General features: G+C 70.1%; 17 protein-coding genes and 1 pseudogene. 15 read left to right on the top strand and 3 right to left on the bottom strand.

Annotated elements, in window-relative coordinates:
• The first annotated feature begins 135 nt into the window (after nucleotides 1-135).
• From folC to ACLU3S_RS11035, 10 genes are all read left to right on the top strand, one after another.
• Complete coding sequence (folC, locus tag ACLU3S_RS11080) at nucleotides 136-1,647, top strand: bifunctional tetrahydrofolate synthase/dihydrofolate synthase (protein ID WP_413951601.1); 1,512 nt, start codon at nucleotides 136-138, stop codon at nucleotides 1,645-1,647.
• Nucleotides 1,648-1,656: 9 nt separating this feature from the next.
• Nucleotides 1,657-2,016, top strand: coding sequence for a DUF4233 domain-containing protein (locus tag ACLU3S_RS11075; protein WP_413951600.1), 360 nt, complete (start codon nucleotides 1,657-1,659; stop codon nucleotides 2,014-2,016).
• Nucleotides 2,017-2,079: 63 nt separating this feature from the next.
• Nucleotides 2,080-2,493 (top strand): nucleoside-diphosphate kinase, encoded by a 414-nt coding sequence (gene ndk, locus ACLU3S_RS11070; RefSeq protein WP_413951599.1) that lies wholly within the window; start codon nucleotides 2,080-2,082, stop codon nucleotides 2,491-2,493.
• 274 nt (nucleotides 2,494-2,767) lie between these two features.
• A complete protein-coding gene (locus tag ACLU3S_RS11065; protein WP_413951598.1) occupies nucleotides 2,768-3,787 on the top strand; it encodes a rod shape-determining protein in 1,020 nt (339 codons plus the stop codon).
• 163 nt (nucleotides 3,788-3,950) lie between these two features.
• The gene (gene mreC, locus ACLU3S_RS11060) at nucleotides 3,951-4,901 is read left to right on the top strand and encodes a rod shape-determining protein MreC (RefSeq protein WP_413951597.1); all 951 of its coding nucleotides are present in this window, start codon (nucleotides 3,951-3,953) and stop codon (nucleotides 4,899-4,901) included.
• 13 nt (nucleotides 4,902-4,914) lie between these two features.
• Nucleotides 4,915-5,592 (top strand): rod shape-determining protein MreD, encoded by a 678-nt coding sequence (gene mreD / locus ACLU3S_RS11055; RefSeq protein ID WP_413951596.1) that lies wholly within the window; start codon nucleotides 4,915-4,917, stop codon nucleotides 5,590-5,592.
• A gap of 167 nt (nucleotides 5,593-5,759) precedes the next feature.
• A complete protein-coding gene (gene mrdA / locus ACLU3S_RS11050) occupies nucleotides 5,760-8,015 on the top strand; it encodes a penicillin-binding protein 2 (protein ID WP_413951595.1) in 2,256 nt (751 codons plus the stop codon).
• Nucleotides 8,012-9,208 carry a rod shape-determining protein RodA gene (gene rodA, locus ACLU3S_RS11045; protein WP_413951594.1) on the top strand — a complete coding sequence of 399 codons (1,197 nt, stop codon included), beginning with the start codon at nucleotides 8,012-8,014 and terminating at the stop codon, nucleotides 9,206-9,208. The genes mrdA and rodA overlap by 4 nt, the downstream gene beginning before the upstream one ends.
• 81 nt (nucleotides 9,209-9,289) lie before the next feature.
• Nucleotides 9,290-10,783: a CHAD domain-containing protein gene (locus tag ACLU3S_RS11040; RefSeq protein WP_413951593.1), complete on the top strand. Its 1,494-nt coding sequence runs from the start codon at nucleotides 9,290-9,292 to the stop codon at nucleotides 10,781-10,783.
• Nucleotides 10,784-10,859: 76 nt separating this feature from the next.
• On the top strand, nucleotides 10,860-12,821 hold the full coding sequence (locus ACLU3S_RS11035; protein ID WP_413951592.1) for a TIGR03960 family B12-binding radical SAM protein: 1,962 nt from the start codon (nucleotides 10,860-10,862) through the stop codon (nucleotides 12,819-12,821).
• 188 nt (nucleotides 12,822-13,009) lie between these two features.
• On the opposite strand, the gene ACLU3S_RS11030 is transcribed toward ACLU3S_RS11035, so the two are convergent.
• Entirely contained in the window at nucleotides 13,010-14,428 is a 1,419-nt protein-coding gene (locus tag ACLU3S_RS11030; RefSeq protein ID WP_413951591.1) for a nucleobase:cation symporter-2 family protein, read from the bottom strand.
• Between the two features lie 356 nt (nucleotides 14,429-14,784).
• On the opposite strand from ACLU3S_RS11030, the pseudogene ACLU3S_RS11025 reads away from it, so the two are divergent.
• The 4 genes and pseudogenes from ACLU3S_RS11025 to ACLU3S_RS11010 form a co-directional block, all read left to right on the top strand.
• Nucleotides 14,785-15,645: pseudogene (locus ACLU3S_RS11025) on the top strand (restriction endonuclease); the annotation flags it as partial.
• Between the two features lie 354 nt (nucleotides 15,646-15,999).
• Nucleotides 16,000-17,634, top strand: coding sequence for a hypothetical protein (locus tag ACLU3S_RS11020; protein WP_413951590.1), 1,635 nt, complete (start codon nucleotides 16,000-16,002; stop codon nucleotides 17,632-17,634).
• Nucleotides 17,635-17,931: 297 nt separating this feature from the next.
• Entirely contained in the window at nucleotides 17,932-18,111 is a 180-nt protein-coding gene (locus ACLU3S_RS11015; protein ID WP_413951589.1) for a hypothetical protein, read from the top strand.
• A 134-nt stretch (nucleotides 18,112-18,245) separates the two neighbouring features.
• The gene (locus tag ACLU3S_RS11010) at nucleotides 18,246-18,713 is read left to right on the top strand and encodes a DUF1348 family protein (RefSeq protein ID WP_413951588.1); all 468 of its coding nucleotides are present in this window, start codon (nucleotides 18,246-18,248) and stop codon (nucleotides 18,711-18,713) included.
• A gap of 15 nt (nucleotides 18,714-18,728) precedes the next feature.
• On the opposite strand, the gene ACLU3S_RS11005 is transcribed toward ACLU3S_RS11010, so the two are convergent.
• Nucleotides 18,729-19,025, bottom strand: a complete 297-nt coding sequence (locus ACLU3S_RS11005) for a GYD domain-containing protein (RefSeq protein WP_413951587.1) — start codon at nucleotides 19,023-19,025, stop codon at nucleotides 18,729-18,731.
• A gap of 339 nt (nucleotides 19,026-19,364) precedes the next feature.
• Here ACLU3S_RS11005 and ACLU3S_RS11000 point away from each other — a divergent pair, with 339 nt between their 5' ends.
• Nucleotides 19,365-19,577, top strand: a complete 213-nt coding sequence (locus ACLU3S_RS11000; RefSeq protein WP_413951586.1) for a hypothetical protein — start codon at nucleotides 19,365-19,367, stop codon at nucleotides 19,575-19,577.
• Between the two features lie 38 nt (nucleotides 19,578-19,615).
• On the opposite strand, the gene ACLU3S_RS10995 is transcribed toward ACLU3S_RS11000, so the two are convergent.
• On the bottom strand, nucleotides 19,616-21,156 hold a 1,541-nt coding region (locus tag ACLU3S_RS10995), incomplete at its 5' end, for a LuxR C-terminal-related transcriptional regulator (protein WP_413951585.1).

Below are 21,156 nucleotides of genomic sequence, written 5' to 3'. Positions count from 1 at the left end.
CGAACAGGCGCGGGGCCGTATCGGTGTGCGGCTCGGCAGCGCGGGCGCGAGCGGTCCCGACGGACCCGTCACCCGGCAACCCGGGCAGCCACCCCGAACCGGACCTTTGTCACTGCGGCTCCGTAGACTGGCACCGTGAGCGACCCGAACGGTACCGACCAGCCCGACCCCCTCGACAGCTTCGACGAGATCATCGAAGCCGAGACCACGCGCGACCCCGACCTCGCCGTGATCGAAGCCGGCAGCCGTACCCTGCGCACCCAGGGCGGGCCGTCGTACGCCGACGTGCCCGCGCGCCCGGAGGACCCCGAGGTCGACAAGGCCCTGCGTGAGGTCGAGTCGGAGCTGGCCACGCGCTGGGGCGAGACCAAGCTGGAGCCCTCGGTCAGCCGCATCTCGGCGCTGATGGACGTCCTGGGCGAGCCGCAGCGGTCGTACCCCTCGATCCACATCACGGGCACGAACGGCAAGACCTCCACCGCTCGCATGATCGAGGCCCTGCTCGGCGCCTTCGAGCTGCGCACCGGCCGCTACACCAGCCCGCACGTGCAGTCGATCACCGAGCGGATCAGCCTGGACGGTGCCCCGATCTCCGCCGAGCGGTTCATCGAGACGTACCAGGACATCAAGCCGTACGTGGAGATGGTGGACGCGCAGCAGGAGTACCGGCTGTCCTTCTTCGAGGTGCTCACCGGCATGGCGTACGCGGCGTTCGCCGACGCGCCCGTCGACGTGGCCGTCGTGGAGGTCGGCATGGGCGGCAGCTGGGACGCCACCAACGTGATCGACGGCGACGTCGCGGTCGTCACCCCCATCGACCTGGACCACACCGACCGCCTCGGCGGGACGCCCGCCGAGATCGCGGGGGAGAAGGGCGGCGTCATCAAGCAGGACGCGACCGTCATCCTGGCGCAGCAGCCGGTGGACGCGGCGCAGGTGCTGCTGAAGAAGGCCGTGGAGGTGGACGCCACCGTGGCCCGCGAGGGTCTGGAGTTCGGCGTGGTGTCCCGGCAGGTCGCCGTCGGCGGGCAGCTGCTCACCCTGCGCGGCCTCGGCGGCGAGTACCCCGAGGTGTACATCCCGCTGCACGGCGCCCACCAGGCGCACAACGCGGCCGTGGCGCTCGCCGCCGTGGAGGCGTTCTTCGGCGTCGGCGCACAGCGCGCCGAGCCGCTGGACATCGACACCGTCCGCAAGGCCTTCGCCGCGGTGTCCTCGCCGGGCCGCCTGGAGGTCGTACGGCGCTCGCCCACGGTCGTGCTGGACGCCGCGCACAACCCGGCGGGCGCCGCGGCCGCCGCCGAGGCCGTGCGGGAGGCGTTCGACTTCAGCCGGCTGATCGGTGTGGTCGGCGCGAGCGGCGACAAGAACGTGCGGGGGCTGCTGGAGGCCCTCGAGCCGATCTTCGCCGAGGTCGTCGTCACGCAGAACTCCAGCCATCGCGCCATGGACGCGGACGAGCTGGCCGCGATCGCCGTCGAGGTGTTCGGCGACGAGCGGGTGCAGGTCGAGCCGCGGCTGCCGGACGCCCTGGAGGCCGCGATCACGCTGGCCGAGGAGGAGGGCGAGTTCGCGGGCGGCGGGGTGCTGGTCACCGGTTCCGTCATCACGGTCGGCGAGGCCCGGCTGCTGCTGGGGAAGGGCTGAGGTCCCAAGATGCGTACGTTGTGCTCCTCGACCCTGATCGGCGAGTTCTTCGTCATCGGCTTCGCCGGGCTGGTGGCCATGAAGGACCCCGGTCTGTCGGTGTCCACGGTGTGGCTCGTCAGCGGCCTCGCCATGCTGCTGTGCGTGTTGCTGTGCGGCACGGTGACCCGTCCCGGCGGAGTGGCCCTGGGCTGGGCCCTGCAGATCGCCCTGATCGCCTCCGGCGTCTTCGTGCCCACCATGTACTTCATGGGCGCGGTGTTCGCGGCGCTGTGGTGGGCGTCGGTGCACTTCGGCAGGAAGGTGGACGAGGCGAAGGCCAGATTCGCGGCGCAGGCGCAGTCCTCCTCCACAGCTGACGCTGCGTGACGAGCGCGGACCGCGACCTTGTAACCTCGTCCCACCGCACACGTCAGTGATAGGAGTTCCCCCGTGAGCCAGCGCACCCTCGTCCTGCTCAAGCCCGACGCCGTCCGTCGCGGCCTGACCGGCGAGATCATCAGCCGTATCGAGCGCAAGGCCGGCTGGCAGATCACCGCGCTGGAACTGCGCACGCTGGACCGGGCCACGCTGGAGCAGCACTACGCCGAGCACGTCGGCAAGCCCTTCTACGCGCCGCTGGTCGAGTTCATGTCCTCCGGCCCGGTCGTCGCCCTGATCGTCGAGGGCGAGCGGGTCATCGAGGGCGTGCGCGCGCTGGCCGGCCCGACCGACCCGATCGCCGCGGCGCCGGGCTCGATCCGCGGGGACTTCGGCGTGATCGTCCGCGAGAACCTGATCCACGCCTCCGACTCCGAGGAGTCCGCCGAGCGCGAGGTGAAGATCTTCTTCCCCGGCCGCGCGTAACGCCCGCCGCCACCGCGCAGACGTCAGGTCCGGGAATCCACCCGGACCTGAATATTTCACGCATGACTACCGGCGATTGAGGGAACGAGCGCCCCCGAACGCCCGTCTCCGCAAGCGAGGCGGACCGCCATCTGGTGACAATGGCGGAGACCCTCGCGCAGTGTTCGTGCAGGCCCGTTTACGATGGAGGCCTTCACGTCACAGCACCCGCCTCGCCGACCTGATATGCCCTCAAAAGCTCAGGAAGGCCAGATGAATCCGGATGGGGAACTCAATGTCGTTCATCGGCCGTGACATGGCTGTCGACCTCGGGACCGCCAACACGCTGGTGTACGTCAGGGGTCGCGGGATCGTACTCAACGAGCCGTCCGTCGTCGCGATCAACACCAACACCGGTGGCATCCTGGCGGTCGGCGCCGAGGCGAAGAAGATGATCGGCCGGACGCCGGGCAACATCGTGGCGGTGCGGCCACTGAAGGACGGTGTGATCGCCGACTTCGAGATCACCGAGCGGATGCTGCGCTACTTCATCCTGAAGATCCACAAGCGGCGGTATCTGGCGCGTCCGCGGGTCGTCGTCTGCGTGCCCTCCGGCATCACGGGCGTCGAGCGCCGCGCGGTCATCGAGGCGTCCACCCAGGCCGGCGCCCGCCAGGTGCACATCATCGAGGAGCCCATGGCCGCGGCCATCGGCTCCGGCCTGCCGGTCCACGAGGCCACGGGCAACATGGTGGTGGACATCGGCGGCGGCACCACGGAGGTCGCGGTCATCTCGCTCGGCGGCATCGTCACGGCCCAGTCCATCCGCGTCGCCGGCGACGAACTGGACAACGCGATCATCCAGTACATCAAGAAGGAGTACAGCCTTCTGCTGGGTGAGCGCACGGCCGAGCAGATCAAGATCACGATCGGTTCGGCGTACGCCCTCGACGCCGACGAGCACACCGAAGTCCGCGGCCGGGACCTCGTGTCCGGGCTGCCGAAGACCGTCGTCATCTCGGCGGCCGAGGTCCGCAAGGCGATCGAGGAGCCGGTCAACGCGATCGTCGACGCGGTCAAGACGACCCTCGACAAGTGCCCGCCGGAGCTGTCCGGCGACATCATGGACCGGGGAATCGTTCTGACCGGCGGCGGCGCCCTGTTGCGCGGGCTCGACGAGCGGCTGCGGCGCGAGACCGGCATGCCGATCCACATCGCCGAGGACCCGCTGGACAGCGTCGCGCTCGGCTCCGGCAAGTGCGTCGAGGAGTTCGAGGCGCTGCAGCAGGTGCTGGACGCCCAGCCGCGCAGATGACGCAACTCGCCGATTCCGCCGTACGGGACGTTCTGTTCTCGTGCGGCGGATCGTTGATATAGAGGCATCAGCTCCCCCGAACGGGCCTGTTGGGTTTGCGCCGCACCATTCGCTTTTCCCGGGCCCGACGAATTCCTACTTGAGGAAGGCACGGCCGCCGCACGTGAGGGACACGAAAGAGAGCCGGCTGCTCCTAATCCTGCTGGTCGCGATCGCGTTCGCGCTGATCACGGTGGATATCCGCGGGGGCCGGAACTCACCGGTCGACGGCGCCCGGCAGGCCGCGGCCACGGTGTTCGGCCCGGTGGAGAACGGGCTGTCCTCGGCGGTCGAGCCGGTGGGCAACGCCGTCTCCGCGGTCCGCGACTCCGGCAGCCGGCACGCGCGTCTCACCGCACTGGAGAAGGAGAACGCGGCGCTCAAGGCGAAGCTCGGCAGCGACGACCGCAGCCGCAGCCGCCTGAACCAACTCGACAAGATGCTGAAGCTGGCGGGCGAGGGCCAGTACGGCATCAAGGGCGCTCAGGTCGTCGCCATAGGGTCGGCGCAGGGCTTCTCCTGGACCGTGACCATCGACGTCGGCGCCAACGACGGCATCAAGCGGGACATGACCGTGCTCAACGGCGACGGCCTGGTCGGGCGCGTCACCACGGTCGGGCCCGACACCTCCACCGTGCTGCTCGCCAACGACCCCGACTTCACCGTCGGCACCCGCATGGAGGGCAGCGACGAACTCGGCTTCGCCTCCGGGCAGGGCGACCGCCCGCTGCGCGTGGAACTGCTCAACGCCAAGGCCGAGGTGAAGAAGGGCGACCGCCTCGTCACCTTCGGCTCGGAGGCCGACAAGCCGTTCGTGCCGGGCGTGCCCGTCGGTGTGGTCTCCCGCGTCGACCCCTCCGGCGGCGGCCTCACCCGCACCCTCTACGTGACCCCGTACGTCAGCTTCACCAAGCTCGACATCGTCGGTGTGGTCGTCCAGGCCCCCAAGAAGGACCCGCGCGACGAGGTCCTGCCGGCCAAGCCCAAGCCGGTGCCCACCCCGACGGTGACCGTCACCGTCACCCCGTCGGCCGGCGTCCCGGTCAACCCCAACGACCAGCAGCCGCAGCAGTAGGAGCTGAATCCCCATGCGTGTCAACCGGATCCTGCTCTCCACCGCCCTGGTCGTCGTCGCCATGGTGATCCAGGTGAGCGTCCTCGCCCGTCTGCACCTGCCGGGCGCCGTCCCCGACCTGCTGCTGCTCACCGTCCTCGGCCTCGCCATGGTGTACGGCCATGTCGGCGGCGCCCTCGTCGGGTTCGGCGCCGGCCTGCTGGCCGACCTCGCCCCGCCCGCGGACCACGCGGCCGGCCGCTACGCGCTCGTGCTGTGCGTGACCGGCTACTTCGCCGGGCTCATCAAGCCGGAGACCGGCCGCCTGAAGTCGGTCACCGGCCCGATGGCCGTCGTGGTCGCCGCGGCGATCGGCTCCACGCTGCTGTACGCCGGGGTGGGCGCCCTGGTCGGCGACACCGCCGCCCGCCACGTCGGCCTGACCGGCCTGCTGTTGTCCGCCGCCCTGTACGACCTGCTGCTGGCGCCGTTCGTGGTCCCGGCGGTCATGTGGCTGGCGCGTCGCGCCGACAACGACCCGCTGACCGAGGCCCCCGGCTCCGCCAGGGCGAGCGACATCTCCTCCGGCTGGCTCACCTCCGGCACCGGCCTGCGCATCGGCAGCCAGCGCAGCGGCCTGGGCGCGCTGAAGGCCAGGGCCCGCACCCGCTCCGCCCGGGTGGGCCGCATCAAGGGGGTCAAGCGACTTTGAGCGCGCGTCAGACAGCGGGCGACCCGGCAGGGTTCACCCGAACGAGGCGGCTTTCGCGGAACCCGGCTTCACAGGCTGATCGTTCATCATTCGTACACGCGCAGCCGGTTCGCACACACGCGCCGCGCGCACAGACGTCCTTGCTCTGAGAGGGGGAGACAGCCGCAGTGACCAACATCCCCGAGACCGGTCGGACCCCACGGGTCCAGATCCGGCTCGTCGTGATCCAGATCCTCGTCCTGTCCCTCCTCGGCACGCTCGGCGGCCGGCTGTGGTACCTGCAGATCCGGGAGGGCGCCCAGTACCAGAAGGAGGCCTCCGGCAACCACGTCCAGCAGGTCGTCCAGCCCGCCGTGCGCGGCGACATCCTTGACGCCCGCGGCGTGCCCCTCGCCGACAACGAGACGCGCCTGGTCGTCTCCGCCTCCCGCACCGACCTGCTGAAGCAGAAGGACGGCGGAAAGGCGGTGCTCACCAAGCTGGCCGGAATCCTCGGCATGAAGCCCGCCGAGGTCATGCAGAAGGTCCGCCTCTGCGACTCCAAGACCCCCCAGCCGTGCTGGAACGGCTCGCCGTACCAGCCCATCCCCATCACCGACAAGGCCACGCCCCGGCAGGCCCTGCAGATCCGCGAGCGCGCCGAGGACTTCCCCGGCATCACCGCCGAGCCCGAGGCCGTGCGCCGCTACCCGGGCCCCGGCAAGTCCAACACCGCCCAGGTCCTCGGCTACCTCTCCCCGGTCACCGACGACGAGATCCAGAAGGCCAAGAACACCAGCTCGCCCTACCTGCGCTCGGACATGGTCGGCCGCTCCGGCCTGGAGCGGCAGTACGACAAGGAACTGCGCGGCAAGGCCGGCGTGACCCGCTACGAGGTGGACAACCTCGGCCGGGTCATCGGCAAGGCCAAGTCCGACGCGGCCCAGCCCGGTTCGAACCTGGTCACCAGCATCGACTCCCGGGTCCAGCGCGTCGCCGAGTACGAGCTGGACAAGGCCATGAAGACCGCCCGCCAGCAGTACGACAGCATCACCCACGAGAACTACAAGGCGGACTCCGGCGCCGTCGTGGTGATGGAGGCCAAGACCGGCCGCATCGTCGCCATGGCCTCGGCCCCGACCTACGACCCGAACGTCTGGGTCGGCGGCATCTCCGGCAAGGACTACAAGGCCCTCACCGGCAAGGGCTCCGACTACCCGCTGCTCAACAGGGCCATACAGGGTCAGGCGGCCCCCGGCTCGACCTTCAAGGTGGTCTCCACGGCCGCCGCGGTCCAGGCCGGCTACCCCTGGGACGGTGGCTACCCGTGCACCAGTTCCTACTCGGTGGGCGGCCAGGTCTTCAAGAACTTCGAGGGCGAGAACTTCGGCGACATCTCCCTCGGCCGCGCCCTCGAGGTCTCCTGCGACACCGTCTTCTACGGCCTCGCCGACAGGGAGTGGAAGAAGGACGGCGGCATCAACCCCAAGCCGGGACAGCCCAAGGACTGGTTCTTCAAGACCGCCCACCAGTTCGGCCTCGGCAAGGAGACCGGCATCGACCTGCCCAACGAGGTCACCGGCCGCATCCCCGACCGCCAGTGGAAGCTGAACTACTGGAAGGCCAACAAGGACGCCTGGTGCAAGAGCGGCAAGAAGGACGGCACCTACGTCGAGAAGATCGCCTACGAGAACTGCCTCGAAGGCAACAAGATGCGCGAGGGTGACGAGATCAACTACTCCATCGGCCAGGGCGACACCCTCGTCACGCCGATCCAGGAGGCGATGATCTACAGCGCCGTCGCCAACGGCGGCACCGAGTACGTCCCGACCATCGGCAAGGCGATCATCAGCGCCGACGGCAAGACGGTCCAGGAGATCAAGCCCAAGGTCCAGCGCAAGCTGCCGGTCAACCAGGCCACCATCAAGGGCATGGACGACGCGTTCGCGGGCGTCATCACCCGTGGTACGGCCGCCTGGAAGTTCAACGGCTGGCCGCAGAACAAGATCCCGCTGCACGGCAAGACCGGTACGGCGGAGGTCTACGGCAAGCAGACCACCTCCTGGCTGGCCACGTACTCCAAGGACTACACGGTGATCATGACGATCGCCCAGGCGGGTACCGGTTCCGGCGCCTCCGGTGAGGCCGTGCGCAACATCTACAGCGCGCTCTACGGCGTCCAGGGCGACGGCTCCATCGACAAGAAGAAGGCGCTGCTGCCGGAGCCGCAGAAGGGCCTGCCGAAGGTCCGCACGGACGGCACCATCGCCGCGCCGCGCGTCGTCGGCGACCCGGCGAAGGACGCCGAGGCCTCCCAGAAGAACAACCCGAGCAACGGCGGCGACCAGCCCGCCGCCACCACCTCGCCCACCACGGGCAACCGGAACACCCGCAGGGGCCCACGCAGGAACCGCAGAAGGGGAAGCCGGAGGATGCCCTCATGACCGGCGCGAACAGCTTCTCCGTCTCCGGGTACGGCCCCGAGCGGGCCGGCTGGACCAGGATCTTCGCCCGCGACTCACTGGCCCGCCGCCTCGACTGGCCGATGCTGCTGGCCGCCATGGCGCTGTCGCTGCTGGGCTCGCTGCTGGTCTTCTCGGCGACCCGCAACCGCACCGAGATCAACCAGGGCGACCCGTACTTCTTCCTGGAACGCCACCTGATGAACCTCGGCATCGGGTTCGCCCTGATGATCGGCACGCTCTGGCTCGGCCACCGCGCCCTGCGCAACGCGGTGCCGCTCCTGTACGGCCTGTCGGTCGCGCTGGCCCTGGTGGTCCTCACCCCGCTCGGCGCGACGATCAACGGCCAGCGCAACTGGATCGTCATCGGCGGCTTCTCCCTCCAGCCCGCCGAGTTCCTCAAGGTCACGATCATCCTGGGCATGGCCATGCTGCTGGCCGCCCGGGTGGACGCGGGCGACAAGCCGTACCCCGACCACCGGACCGTGGCGCAGTCCCTGGGCCTGGCCGCCGTGCCGTGCGTGATCCTGCTGCTCATGCCGGACCTGGGCTCCGTGCTGGCCATGGTGGCCATCATCCTGGGCGTGCTGCTCGCCTCGGGCGCCTCCAACCGCTGGGTCTTCGGCCTGCTCATCGCCGGAGTCGTCGGCTGCATCACCATCTGGCAGCTGCACATCCTGGACCAGTACCAGATCAACCGCTTCGCGGCCTTCGCCAACCCCGACCTGGACCCGGCCGGCGTCGGCTACAACACCAACCAGGCCCGCATCGCCATCGGCTCCGGCGGACTGACCGGCGCCGGGCTCTTCCACGGCTCGCAGACCACCGGCCAGTTCGTGCCCGAGCAGCAGACCGACTTCGTGTTCACGGTCGCCGGGGAGGAGCTGGGCTTCCTCGGCGCCGGCCTCATCATCTTCCTGATCGGTGTCATCCTCTGGCGCGCGTGCCGCATCGCCCGCGACTCGACCGAGCTGTACGGCACGATCGTCGCCGCGGGGATCGTCGCCTGGTTCGCCTTCCAGGCCTTCGAGAACATCGGCATGACCCTCGGCATCATGCCGGTCACCGGCCTGCCGCTGCCCTTCGTGTCGTACGGCGGCTCCTCGATGTTCGCGGTCTGGGTGGCGGTCGGACTGCTGCAGTCGATCAAGGTGCAGCGGCCCCTGTCGGCGTGAGGCAGGCGGAGCCCGGGTTCCGAGGCCGTTCACCCGGAACGGCCTCTGCCGCACCGGCCCGCCGCCCACTAGATTCGGTTCATGGCGGATGCGAAACGCGAGATCGAGCGCAAGTACGAATCCGACGACGGCGGGCTGCCCGACCTGACCGGCGTCGGCCCCGTGGCGGCCGTCCTCGACAAGGGCCTGGTCGAGCTCGACGCCGTCTACTACGACACCGCCGACGAGCGCCTGGCCGCCGCCAACCTCACCCTGCGCCGCCGCACCGGAGGCTCCGACGCCGGCTGGCACCTGAAACTCCCGCTCGCCCCCGGAGTCCGCGAGGAGATCCGCGCCCCGCTCTCTGACACCGTCCCCGACGAGATCGCCGCACTGGTCCGCTCCCGCGTCCGGGACGCCGAGCTGATCCCCCTGGTCCACCTCCGCTCCGCCCGCGACGTCCGCCACCTCGTCGACGCCGACGGCACCCTGCTGGCCGAGGCCAGCGTCGACACCGTCACCGCCGAACGGCTCACCGGCGGGCGCGGAGCCGCCCAGTGGACCGAGATCGAGGTGGAACTGGCCGACGACGGCGACCCGGCCTTCCTCGACCAGGTGGAGAAGCGGCTGCGCAAGGCCGGCGTACGACCGTCCACGTCGCCGTCGAAGCTCGCCCACGCCCTCGAGCAGACCGCCGGCACCCGCCGCAAGCCGCCCGGTCCCGCCCAGCCGGTCACCGCCGGCGACCACGTCCTCGCCTACCTGCGCGCCCAGCGCGACGCCGTCGTCGACCTCGACCCCGCCGTCCGTCGCGACACACCCGACGCCGTGCACCGCATGCGCGTCGCCACCCGCCGCGCCCGCAGCACCCTGCGCACCTTCCGCACCGTCCTCGACCGCGCCGCCACCGACCCCGTCGGCGCCGAGCTGAAGTGGCTCGCCGGCGAACTCGGCGTCGACCGCGACCAGGAGGTCCTCGCCGAACGGCTGACCACCGCCCTCGACGCCCTCCCACCCGACCTGGTCAGCGGCCCCGTCCGCGAACGCCTCGCCTCCTGGGCGGGCACCCGGCACCGCCGGGCCCACGCCCACCTCACCGGCGTCCTCGACTCCCGCCGCTACCTCACCCTCCTGGACACCCTCGACACCCTCCTCGCCGACCCGCCCCTGCGGAAGGCGGCCGCCCGGAAACCGGACAAGGTCCTGTCCAGGGCCGTGCACAAGGACTTGGCGAAGCTCACCGCCCTGGTGGAGCACGCCCTGAACGCACCCCCCGGCGAGCAACGCGACCTCGCCGTCCACGAGGCCCGCAAGAAGGCCAAGCGCACCCGCTACGCGGCCGAGGCCGCCACCCCCGCCCTCGGCGCCCGCGCCCGCGCCCTCACCGCCTCCATGAAGTCCCTCACCACCCTCCTCGGCGACCACCAGGACAGCGTCATGGCCCGCCGGACCCTGCGCGAACTGGCCGCCACCGCCCACGCCGCGGGCGAGAGCGCGTTCACCTACGGAGTGCTGTACGGCAAAGAGGAGGCGCGCGCCGCGGCCGCGGAGGCGGAGCTGCCCGGCCTGTGGCGCAGGATCGCCGCCGGGCGCTGAGGCCGGGCGTTCGGAGGAGGCCTCCAGGCGGGTTACGCTTGATGGTCACCCCTGTCAGCTCATGAAGGTTCGCGAGATGCCTGTCGAGTCGGTTTTCCCGCAGCTCGAAGCTCTGCTCCCGCACGTGCAGAAGCCGATCCAGTATGTCGGTGGAGAGCTCAACTCCACCGTCAAGGACTGGGACGAGTGCGACGTCCGCTGGGCGCTCATGTACCCGGACGCATACGAGGTGGGCCTGCCCAACCAGGGCGTCCAGATCCTCTACGAAGTCCTCAACGAGCGGGAGGGCGTCCTCGCCGAGCGCACCTACAGCGTCTGGCCGGACCTGGAGGCGCTCATGCGCGAGCACGGCGTCCCCCAGTTCACGGTCGACAGCCACCGCCCCGTCAAGGCCTTCGACGTGTTCGGCATCAGCTTCTCCACGGAGCTGGGCTACACCAACATGCTCACCGCCCTGGACCTGGCCGGCATCCCGCTGGAGTCCAGGGACCGCACGCTCGACGACCCGATCGTCCTGGCCGGCGGCCACGCGGCCTTCAACCCCGAGCCGATCGCCGACTTCATCGACGCGGCCGTCATCGGCGACGGCGAGCAGGCCGTGCTCGACATGACCCGGATCGTCCGCGAGTGGAAGGCCGAGGGCCGCCCCGGCGGCCGCGAGGAGATCCTCTTCCGCCTGGCGAAGACGGGCGGGGTCTACGTCCCGGCGTTCTACGACGTCGAATACCTCCCCGACGGCCGCATCGCCCGCGTGGTCCCCAACAAGTCGGGCGTCCCGTGGCGCGTCTCCAAGCACACGGTCATGGACCTGGACGAGTGGCCCTACCCCAAGCAGCCCCTCGTCCCCCTCGCCGAGACGGTCCACGAGCGCATGTCGGTGGAGATCTTCCGCGGCTGCACCCGCGGCTGCCGCTTCTGCCAGGCCGGCATGATCACCCGCCCGGTGCGCGAGCGCTCGATCACCGGGATCGGCGAGATGGTGGACAAGGGCCTGAAGGCCACGGGCTTCGAAGAGGTGGGCCTGCTCTCCCTCTCCTCGGCCGACCACTCGGAGATCGGCGACATCGCCAAGGGCCTCGCGGACCGCTACGAGGACGACAAGATCGGCCTCTCCCTCCCCTCGACCCGCGTCGACGCCTTCAACATCGACCTGGCGAACGAGCTGACCCGCAACGGCCGCCGCTCCGGCCTGACCTTCGCCCCCGAGGGCGGCTCCGAGCGCATCCGCAAGGTCATCAACAAGATGGTCTCGGAGGACGACCTGATCCGTACGGTCGCCACGGCCTACGGCAACGGCTGGCGCCAGGTGAAGCTGTACTTCATGTGCGGCCTGCCCACGGAGACCGACGACGACGTCCTGCAGATCGCCGACATGGCGACCCACGTCATCCAGAAGGGCCGCGAGGTCTCCGGCTCCAACGACATCCGCTGCACGGTCTCGATCGGCGGCTTCGTGCCCAAGCCCCACACCCCCTTCCAGTGGGCCCCGCAGCTGTCGGCGGAGGAAACGGACGCGCGCCTGGAGAAGCTCCGCGACAAGATCCGCGGCGACAAGAAGTACGGCCGCTCCATCGGCTTCCGCTACCACGACGGCAAGCCCGGCATCGTCGAGGGCCTGCTCTCCCGTGGCGACCGCCGCATCGGCGCCGTCATCCGCGCGGTCTACGACGACGGCGGCCGCTTCGACGGCTGGCGCGAGCACTTCTCCTACGACCGCTGGATGGCCTGCGCGGACAAGGCGCTGGCGCCGTTCGGCGTGGACGTCGACTGGTACACCACCCGCGAGCGCACCTACGAGGAGGTCCTCCCCTGGGACCACCTCGACTCCGGCCTCGACAAGGACTGGCTCTGGGAGGACTGGCAGGACGCCCTCGACGAGACGGAGGTCGAGGACTGCCGCTGGACCCCGTGCTTCGACTGCGGCGTCTGTCCGCAGATGGACACGGCCATCCAAATCGGCCCGACCGGCAAGAAGCTGCTGCCCTTGACGGTCAAGAACGCGGGTCCGACGCCGGCTTCGAGTGGTCACGCGCACTGACGTCTTTTCGCTTCCTCCGGACCAAGCGGATCAGTAACAGCCGTCGCCGATGGTTGGGGCATCGGTAAAGGGCTGTGACCCCGGCCGGGTATCGGCCCGGCTGGGGTCATCCCCTGGGAGGTTCATGACGGTCGGACGGTTCGGACGGTTCAGGCGGTCGGCTCCGGGGCTACTTCGTCCGTGTTCGTCTAGTTCTGGTCCTTCGACTCACGATGGGTGACTGCTGCGGGCTCCACGGTCTTGGGCGCCTGGTTCTTTGCCATGCCGTTGAGAATCAGGTTGAGCACGATCGCGGCCGAGGCGCCGAGCGTGACACCGCTGTTCAGGAGCGAGGACAGGTCGGCGTTCATGTGCTTCGTGAAGAGCACCGGGACGGTGGCGGGCACCAGCGCGAAGGCCAGGGACACGCCCACGACCAGCGCGTTCTTCTCCTCCTTGAGGTCGACCTTGGCGAGGGTCTGGATGCCGGCCAAGGCCACCATCGCGAACATCACGGTCGCCGCGCCACCGAGCACGGCGTGCGGGACCGAAGCGACGACTGCGGCGGCCTTCGGCAGAAGACCCAGGATGATCATGAACACGCCGGCTGTGACCACGACGAACCGGCTCTTGACCTTCGTCATCCGCACCAGGCCGACGTTCTCGGCGAACGCCGTGTACGGGAAGGAGTTGAGGATGCCACCGAGAGCCGTGGCGATGCCGTCGGCGCGCAGGGCCCTGGCCACCGTCTCGCTGTCGACGTCCGTGCCGACGATGTCGCCGATCGCATACGTGTCACCGGTCGTTTCGACCATGGTGATCAGCATGACGACGAGCATCAGGAGGATCGGGAACCACTGGAACTTCGGTGCCCCGAAGTGGAACGGCGTCGTGATGCCGATCCAGTCGGCCTTGCTCACCTCCGCGAAGTGCGCGTCCCCGAGGAGGAGCGCGACGACGGTGCCACCGAACAGGCCGAGCAGGATGGCGATGCTGGAGAGGAACTGTCGGCCGAACTTCATCAGCAGGAGGATGAAGAGCACCGTGCCGCCGGCGTAGGCGAAGTTCCTGGGATCACCGAAGTCCGGGCTGCCGAGTCCGCCGGCCGCGTCGTTGAGGCCCACGGGGATCAGCACGATGCCGAGGACGGTGATCACCGTGCCGGTCACGACCGGCGGGAAGAGTCGCATGACCGTACGGAACGCCTCGGCAGGCAGCCATGCAAACGCGAAGGTCGCCAGACCCGCGGTGATGACGGCTCCGTAGATCGCCAGCAGCGCTGCCGTACCGCCCCCGGCCCCGAGACCGATAGCGATCATCGGCGATACGGCGGTGAAGGTGACGCCCTGGATCAGCGGCAGCCGCGAACCGATCCGGCCGAAGCCGAAGGCCTGGATGATGGATGCGATACCGCAGGTGAAGAGGTCTGCGTTGATCAGGTAGACCAGTTGTCCCGTGCTGAGCTTCAGAGCCCCTCCCACGATGATCGGGACGATCACCGCGCCGGCGTAGAAGGCCAGTACGTGCTGGAAGCCGTAGAGCGCCAGCTTGGGAATGGGAAGCACCTCGTTGACCGGGTGCGTAGTCTGCTCTGCGGGAGCAGGAAGTCCGGCGGCGACACGTGCCATCTCTGCCTTGCCCTTCAATGAGGTAGGTAGGTGAGAGGAGATCTGGTTATCCCCGGTCACGCTCTGATGGCGGCCCAGGGTTTTCAGTGCGTCACGTCGTCGAAGCCTCGCTGGTGACGGCAGCAGGTGTCTCGTCGTGTGACCGAGATCAAACGCCATGTGCTACCCCGTGAACATTGGCGGTTTACACAAAATGTGGATGCTGACGTGATGCCTGTTTGTGGGTTCCGACAGTGGTGGTGAGCGGGTGCATCCGGTGTGCACAGGGAATCGGAGCAGCGGAACCCAGCAACTCGGTTGCCCGCGGACCGGCTTGCGCAGGCGCGGTGGCCATTCGCTCCCCGCCGCCGAGCTCCGCCATGGGTATGCAGGCAGTGACGACGCAGCGTTCGAACGACGGTGGTGTGGACGTCGACGCACTGGACCCGACGCCGATCCGCGGCGGCAAGATCGTCGTCCAGGTGAAGCGCTACCGCAACACCGTGCCGCCCACCGCGGTGCGCGACTTGTACGGCACGGTCCAGGATGTCGGCGCCAACAAGGGCGTTCTGGTGACGACATCGGGCTTCGGCCCGGGCTCGCACACATTCGCCCGCGGAAAGCCGCTGGAACTGATCTCTGGCAGTGAACTCGTCGACCTCCTGCACCGGCACGGGCTCCGCGGACGCCTGGGAGGGGGCGGGCGACCGACTCCCGCGCGGCCCGAACCGTCCGCTCCGGCGGCCTCGGCTGACGACTACAACGTGCTCGGCATGATGTGGTCCGGCACCGTTGCGTTGGACGTCTGCGCACTCGTCTGCCGGGGCAACCAGGTTTTGAGCGAGGACCACTTCGTTTTCTTCAACAACCCGCGGACCCCGGACGGTTCGGTACGAGCGGTGACGGCCGTGGCGCCGGACAAAGCGGCGATCAGGGTCTCCTTCGACGCGCTGCCGCAAGGCGCTGATCGGTTCGTCCTGGTCGCGGCCGTGGATCCGGAGATCAATCCGGACGCGGATCTTTCCGGTTTCACGGATGTCTGTATCCGCTTGCTCGACCCGTCGATGAACGACCTCGACCGGCTTGAGGTCTCCGACGGTCGTGCCGGCGAAACGGCGCTGGTGCTTGGTTCCTTCCGTCGGAGATCAAGTGGCGACTGGGACTTCGTGCCAGGAGGAAAGGGCTACACAGGAGGTCTGGAGGAGCTCGTCCAGGACTACGGCATCGAGGTGGAGTAGCCCCGCTGGTGTCGAGAGTATTGCTGGGTGTGCCCGAGATGGGCACCCACATCCACATCGGGACCGCGGCGCCCTCTCCGCGGCAGGTGGCGAGGCCGGCAAGCACCTCTCCAAGGGAGCGCACTGCACAACGTCGCCGGAAGCTCACGGGGCCGTGCGTTCGTCAAGGCCTGGCAATGACTGCGGCGGACGTTGAACGTTCCCCGGGCGCGCCACGTACGGCGGGTGGATCCGTCATTCCGGCTCGTCGGGTTGTCCCTCCAGCCCGTCGGGACGGGAGCCGCGCGGCGCGACCGTCGTGTGGCGCGACCGTGACTTCCCCTCGCCGGGGGGAAGCGCAGTGAGGAGCAGCCTGTGCCCCGCAAGGACTCGACACGGTTGTCGCGTGTGTCGCGGCGCGAACGCGCCCGACGCTGGAAACGGTCGAAGCTGGGGCTGGCATTCATCGGCGGGCCGGTTCTGCTGGCAGTCGTCGCGGGTTCGGTCTTCGCGGCGGAAAGCCATGACCGGCAGCGCCCGCGGGCAGACCGGCCGGCCTCCGCGCAGCCGGCGTCGGACGCCAAGCCCGACCCGAACTGCACGCTGCTGGTGCCCGATCACCCCCTCAGCGCGCGCGGTCTGGCCACGCCGTACCAACTCGTCGCGACCGACCCGGCACAGGGGCCGTGCCACGAGGCCAACCCCGACCAGTCGGCGTTCGTGGAAGCGGCGATCCTCACCCGCGGCGGCAAACTGACCATCTACAACCCGCTGGTGATCGACAAAGGAACGAGACCGGCCGCGCGCACCGTCCGGCCCTCGGTGCCGAGAGGATCGACCGTCGGCATCTGGTTCGGCTTCAACAACGCCGAGTTGACCCTGCGCAGGAGTGGCCGCTCCGATGCGCTCGCCCAGGGCCGATGCGTCAACGGCCTGCACGCGTCCGTCTTCGGTCAGTTCGCCTACTGCAACGCGCCGGCCTTCTTCCGGGCCGCCGACGCCCAGATCGCCAAGGGACACCTCAGGATTCCGGCGCTCGGGCGCGCCAAGGACGGGTTGCCCTGCCCGACCACGAGGGACTTCTCCGTCGTGGACCAGGACGGCAGCGACAACGTGGTGACCCACTACCTCGCCGACGCGCACGGCCGCATCGCCCAGAACAACGCCGCGAGCAGGGCGGCCCTGAAGAGGGCCGCGCGACTGGCCAACCGGGGCTATCGCCGCCACCGTCACCACGGCAGTACGCGGCCCGGGACCGCTGCCCCCACGGATCTCGCCAACGGCAGCGACAACCTGCTGCTCACCCAGTTCATGGACCCGGCTCTCGGCTGCAAGCCCTTCACCGCGCCGGACCAGTCCGGCGACGGCCGGGCCACGTCCGCGCTCGCCCTGGACGAACTGTCCGCCGCCGCCCGGCAGAAGGCACCGGTCGCGCTGGTCCCGCGCAACGACCCGATGACACTCGTCGACGGGCACGAAAGCGTCGCCAAGACCAACGCGTACCGCGCGGGAGTCGACATGCCGGCGATCCGTGCCCGGGCCGACGGCGACGGAGCGGCCTTCTGCACCACCCTCTTCCGCGACCCGGCCGGCGTCCAGCGCATCTTCAAAGACAAGGCGCTCTTCGAGAAGGCGCCCTCGCCGGACCCGGGCACGGCGCCGAACCTCTTCGGCTTCCTCGCCGCGCGGGCCAACCAGACGTTCACCAACCTGGGCTGCGATCAACTCCTCGGCGCCGCCGACCCCGTCGGCCTCACGACGGACGCCGAGGGACGCGTGACCGACGCCGTGCTGACCCCCCTCGGCCAGGCGTCCCGCTCGACCGGCCCCACGACCGGCACGCCCACGTCCACACCCCCGTCGCCGAGCAGCCCACCGGCCGGCACCGGCTACAGCCCGACCGCCTCGCCCACCGGCACCGCCTCGCCCACCGGCGCCGCATCACCCACCGGCACCGGCTCGCCCACCGGCGCCCCGGCCTCCTCGGCGCCGGCGTCCCGGACGCCGTGAGTTCGACAGTCCTCCCAGGCGTGTCAATTGGATCATCCTGGTCATTCGTCGTATATCGTGTGATATAGCCGAGCATCACCGCAGGGCAAACGTTCAAGTGGCCTTCCCTTGGCCTGTGTTTGTCGGAGTCCGACACCGCCACCATCGACGTGCGCAGCTCCAGGAAGAACGCCGGTGGGTACTTGCTCAAGTGACCAAGGAGGACCTATGTCCGTCCAGGGTTTCGGTGGACTGTCCGTGCTCGATGTCCACCCGTTCCGAACAGTCGCATGCGGGGCCGACGGCCACCGCACAACCGTGATCACACTGACGGGCGTACTGGCCTGCGTGGTCAATGGCGACACGCTGACCGGCGTGCTGCACCAGGCCGCCTGGCTGGTGGTGGCGATCACCATCCTGGTTCTCGTGCAGTCGGTCGCGGGCCGCCTTCGGGGAAAGGCGGCCGAGCCTCTCACCCCGCGGGAGACCGACGGCTGACACCGATGCCGCCGCACGCGGGCAGATCGGGGCGGACTTCCCCAACTCGCTCACCGGGGTGGGGCAGTCCGCGCCGATCGACCTGGTAGGTATGGGGCAAGGCCGGACCTCACAGCGGCGTACAAGGAGACGACATGGCTTCGAAGCCCCCGGTGCCCCCTTTCACCCGAGCCAGCGCGATCGAGAAGGTCCGCCTCGCCGAGGACGCGTGGAACAGCCGGGACCCTGAGCGCGTGGCCCTCGCCTACACGGTGGACAGCCGCTGGCGCAATCGCGCGGAGTTCATCAACGGCCGCGAGGAGATCGTCGCTTTCCTCACCCGGAAGTGGAACAGGGAGCTCGAGTACCGGCTGATCAAGGAGCTGTGGGCATGCGAAGGAAACCGCATTGCCGTGCGGTTCGCCTACGAGTGCCACGACGACTCGGGCAACTGGTACCGCTCCTACGGGAACGAGAACTGGGAGTTCGACGACGAGGGCCTGATGCGGGTCCGTCTGGCGAGCATCAACGATCTGCGCATCACGGAGGAGGAGCGGAAGTACCACTGGCCTCTCGGGCGCCGCCCCGACGATCATCCGGGACTGAGCGAGCTGGGCCTCTGAGCGCGACCGGGGCCGTCAGCCGGCCGCCTTGGCGACGATGCGCTCCATCTCCTCCCGGCCGAAGGCGCGCAGCGTCGTGGAACGGACATTGCCGACCCCGCCGAGCTGCAGGAGCGCCGCCGTGGCCGTTTCCTCGTCGGGCGCCTCGACCACGGCCACGAGGTCGTAGGGGCCGACGGTCCAGTAGATGGTCAGGAGCTTGGCGCCCAGCTTCTGCACCGCCGAGCCGAAGGCCTCGGCCCGCCGCGCGGTGTCCTTGTAGTTCCGGACGCCCTGATCGGTCCAGTTCAGCAACGCGACATACGTCGGCATGCCCTTCCACCTCCACCGGGAGACACATCGTGTGATCAAGCCTGGGCACCGGGGCCGGAGCCCGCACGAGATGTGCGCCCGGACGAGGGGTGCCCCGGCTGTGCCGGGGCCGGAGTGCGCGCGGTGGCGAGCTGCTCCAGCGTCGAACGGAGAGGGACTGTCGGGCCGAGCGGGCGGGTGCGGGAGCCCGGCTCCGGGGTGGTACGCCGGCCCCGTCCGCTGCTCGGCGCGGTGGTTCCGCGACATCCCGGCCAACCACGGAGAGCAGGTGTCTCCCATGCGCGTGTCGGCCCGTATCGCTCTCGTGTCCTCACCGGTCCGGCCGTCGCGGCCGGCGGCGTGGCCTTCGCGGCCCCGCCCGCCCAGGCCGACATCCCGGCCTGCACGAGGACGGTCCAGCAGACGGGCGTCGACGTCTCGGACGCCGTCACAGCGGCGTGCACCCGAGGAGTCCACGCCGACCTGGCGGGCTGTGCGAGCGCCCTGACCGGGGCGGGCGTGCCGGGCGGCGCCGCGAACGGCGCCTGCCGGATGGCGGCCAACCCGCCCTGACGCCGCCGTGCCCGTGACGCCCCCTCGGCGCACGGCCGTCAGCCGTTCCATCGCACCGAGCGCAGCTGCCTTCGGGAGCTGACTCCGAGCTTGGCGAAGACGTTGCCGAGGTGCCATTCCACCGTGCGCGGGCTGATGAACAGCTGGGCGGCGATCTCCTGGTTGGTGTGACCGTCGCGGGCCAGTGAGGCGATCTGGGCTTCCTGGCCGGTGAGTTCGGTCCCGGTGCCGACCGTGCGCCTACGCGCGGTCTCCCCGGTCGCCAGCAGCTCCTTGCGGGCGCGCTCGGCGAAGCCGTCGGCGCCGAAACGGCTGAACGCCTCGAACGCGCACCGCAGCTGGTCGCGGCTGTCCCGGCGGCGGCTCTGGCGGCGCAGCCACTCGCCGTACAGCAGCCGGGCGCGGGCGAGTTGGACGGCGATCCGGCAGTGCCCGAGGTGCTCGATCGCCTCCTGGTAGAGGCTGTCGGCGGCCCGCCCGTCGCTCAGCAGCGCGCGCGAGCAGGCCTCCGTGCCCAGGGCCCAGGCGGTTCCGCTGGCACGGGTCCGTTCGCTGAGCTGGTCCAGTGCCGCGGCGGCGGTCCTCGGCTGCCCGCTGCGCACGGCGGCCTCGACCAGTTCGGCCAGTGCCCAGCCGTAGAAGCCCAGATCCTCGTACGCGCATGCGCGGTTCGCGGCCGACAGCGCGTCGTCGTAGCGGCCGGCGCCGTTGTACAGCAGCGCCTTCGAGTACTCGGCGATACCGAGGGAGCGCCCCTCGCCGCGGGCGCGCACCTCCGCGGCGGTGGACTCGATGAGCTCCAGCGCCTGGGGCTCCCGTCCCCGCCAGGCGGCGAGCATGAGCGAGGTGTACATCATGGGCGTGCCGCCCACCGCCTCCGAGATCTGTGTGGCCTCGTCGATCTGCGCCGCCGCGGTGCCGAACTCGCCGGCGAGGACATGGGCGCACGCCTCGTAGGTCAGGGCCATCGGGAGGACGGCGAGGGCCCCCGCCTCCCGGGCGATGCGGACGGCGCCGGCCGCCATCTCGTACCACTCCTCGTCGTCCCACAGCTCCGGCGCGATGGGTTCGGGGATCACCCGGAACGCCAGCCAGAGCCAGTGCCGGTCCGCGGGGGTCGTGCCGGATGCCTGCTCCCGCCGGGTGACGTCCAGGGCGTGCCTGAGCGGGGCGACACCGGCGGCATAGCCGTCGAGGAGCCGGCTGACCATGCCGTCCAGAAGGACGTCGATCATCCGTGGCGGTGAGGGCGGGGGAGGACCGGCGCGGACCGCGTCGGCGACCTCCCGCTGCCCGCCTCCCGTGCTGAGACGGCCCGCGAACAGCGCCGCGCCGACGGCTTCGAGCAGGGTGTCACGGGCGAGGGCGGCGTCGAGGGGTGCCAGGCGTCGCGCGGCCTCCAGCAGGAGCCGGGGCGCGTCCCTGTCCCGCAGCCGGGCGAAGACCAGCCGGGCCCGCAGCCGCTCCAGCTGGGCCCGCTGCAGGTCGTCGAGCGGGCCGGCCTCCGCGGCCGCCAGCAGGGTGCGGGCCTGGTCGATGCCGCCGGCGTCGATCGCGGCCTGGGCGGCGGCCAGGGTGC

Source organism: Streptomyces sp. AF1A (genome assembly GCF_047340315.1).
GTDB lineage: Bacteria > Actinomycetota > Actinomycetes > Streptomycetales > Streptomycetaceae > Streptomyces.
The sequence above is the reverse complement of the archived record's forward strand: the minus strand, read 5'-3'. Positions and strand labels throughout refer to the sequence as shown.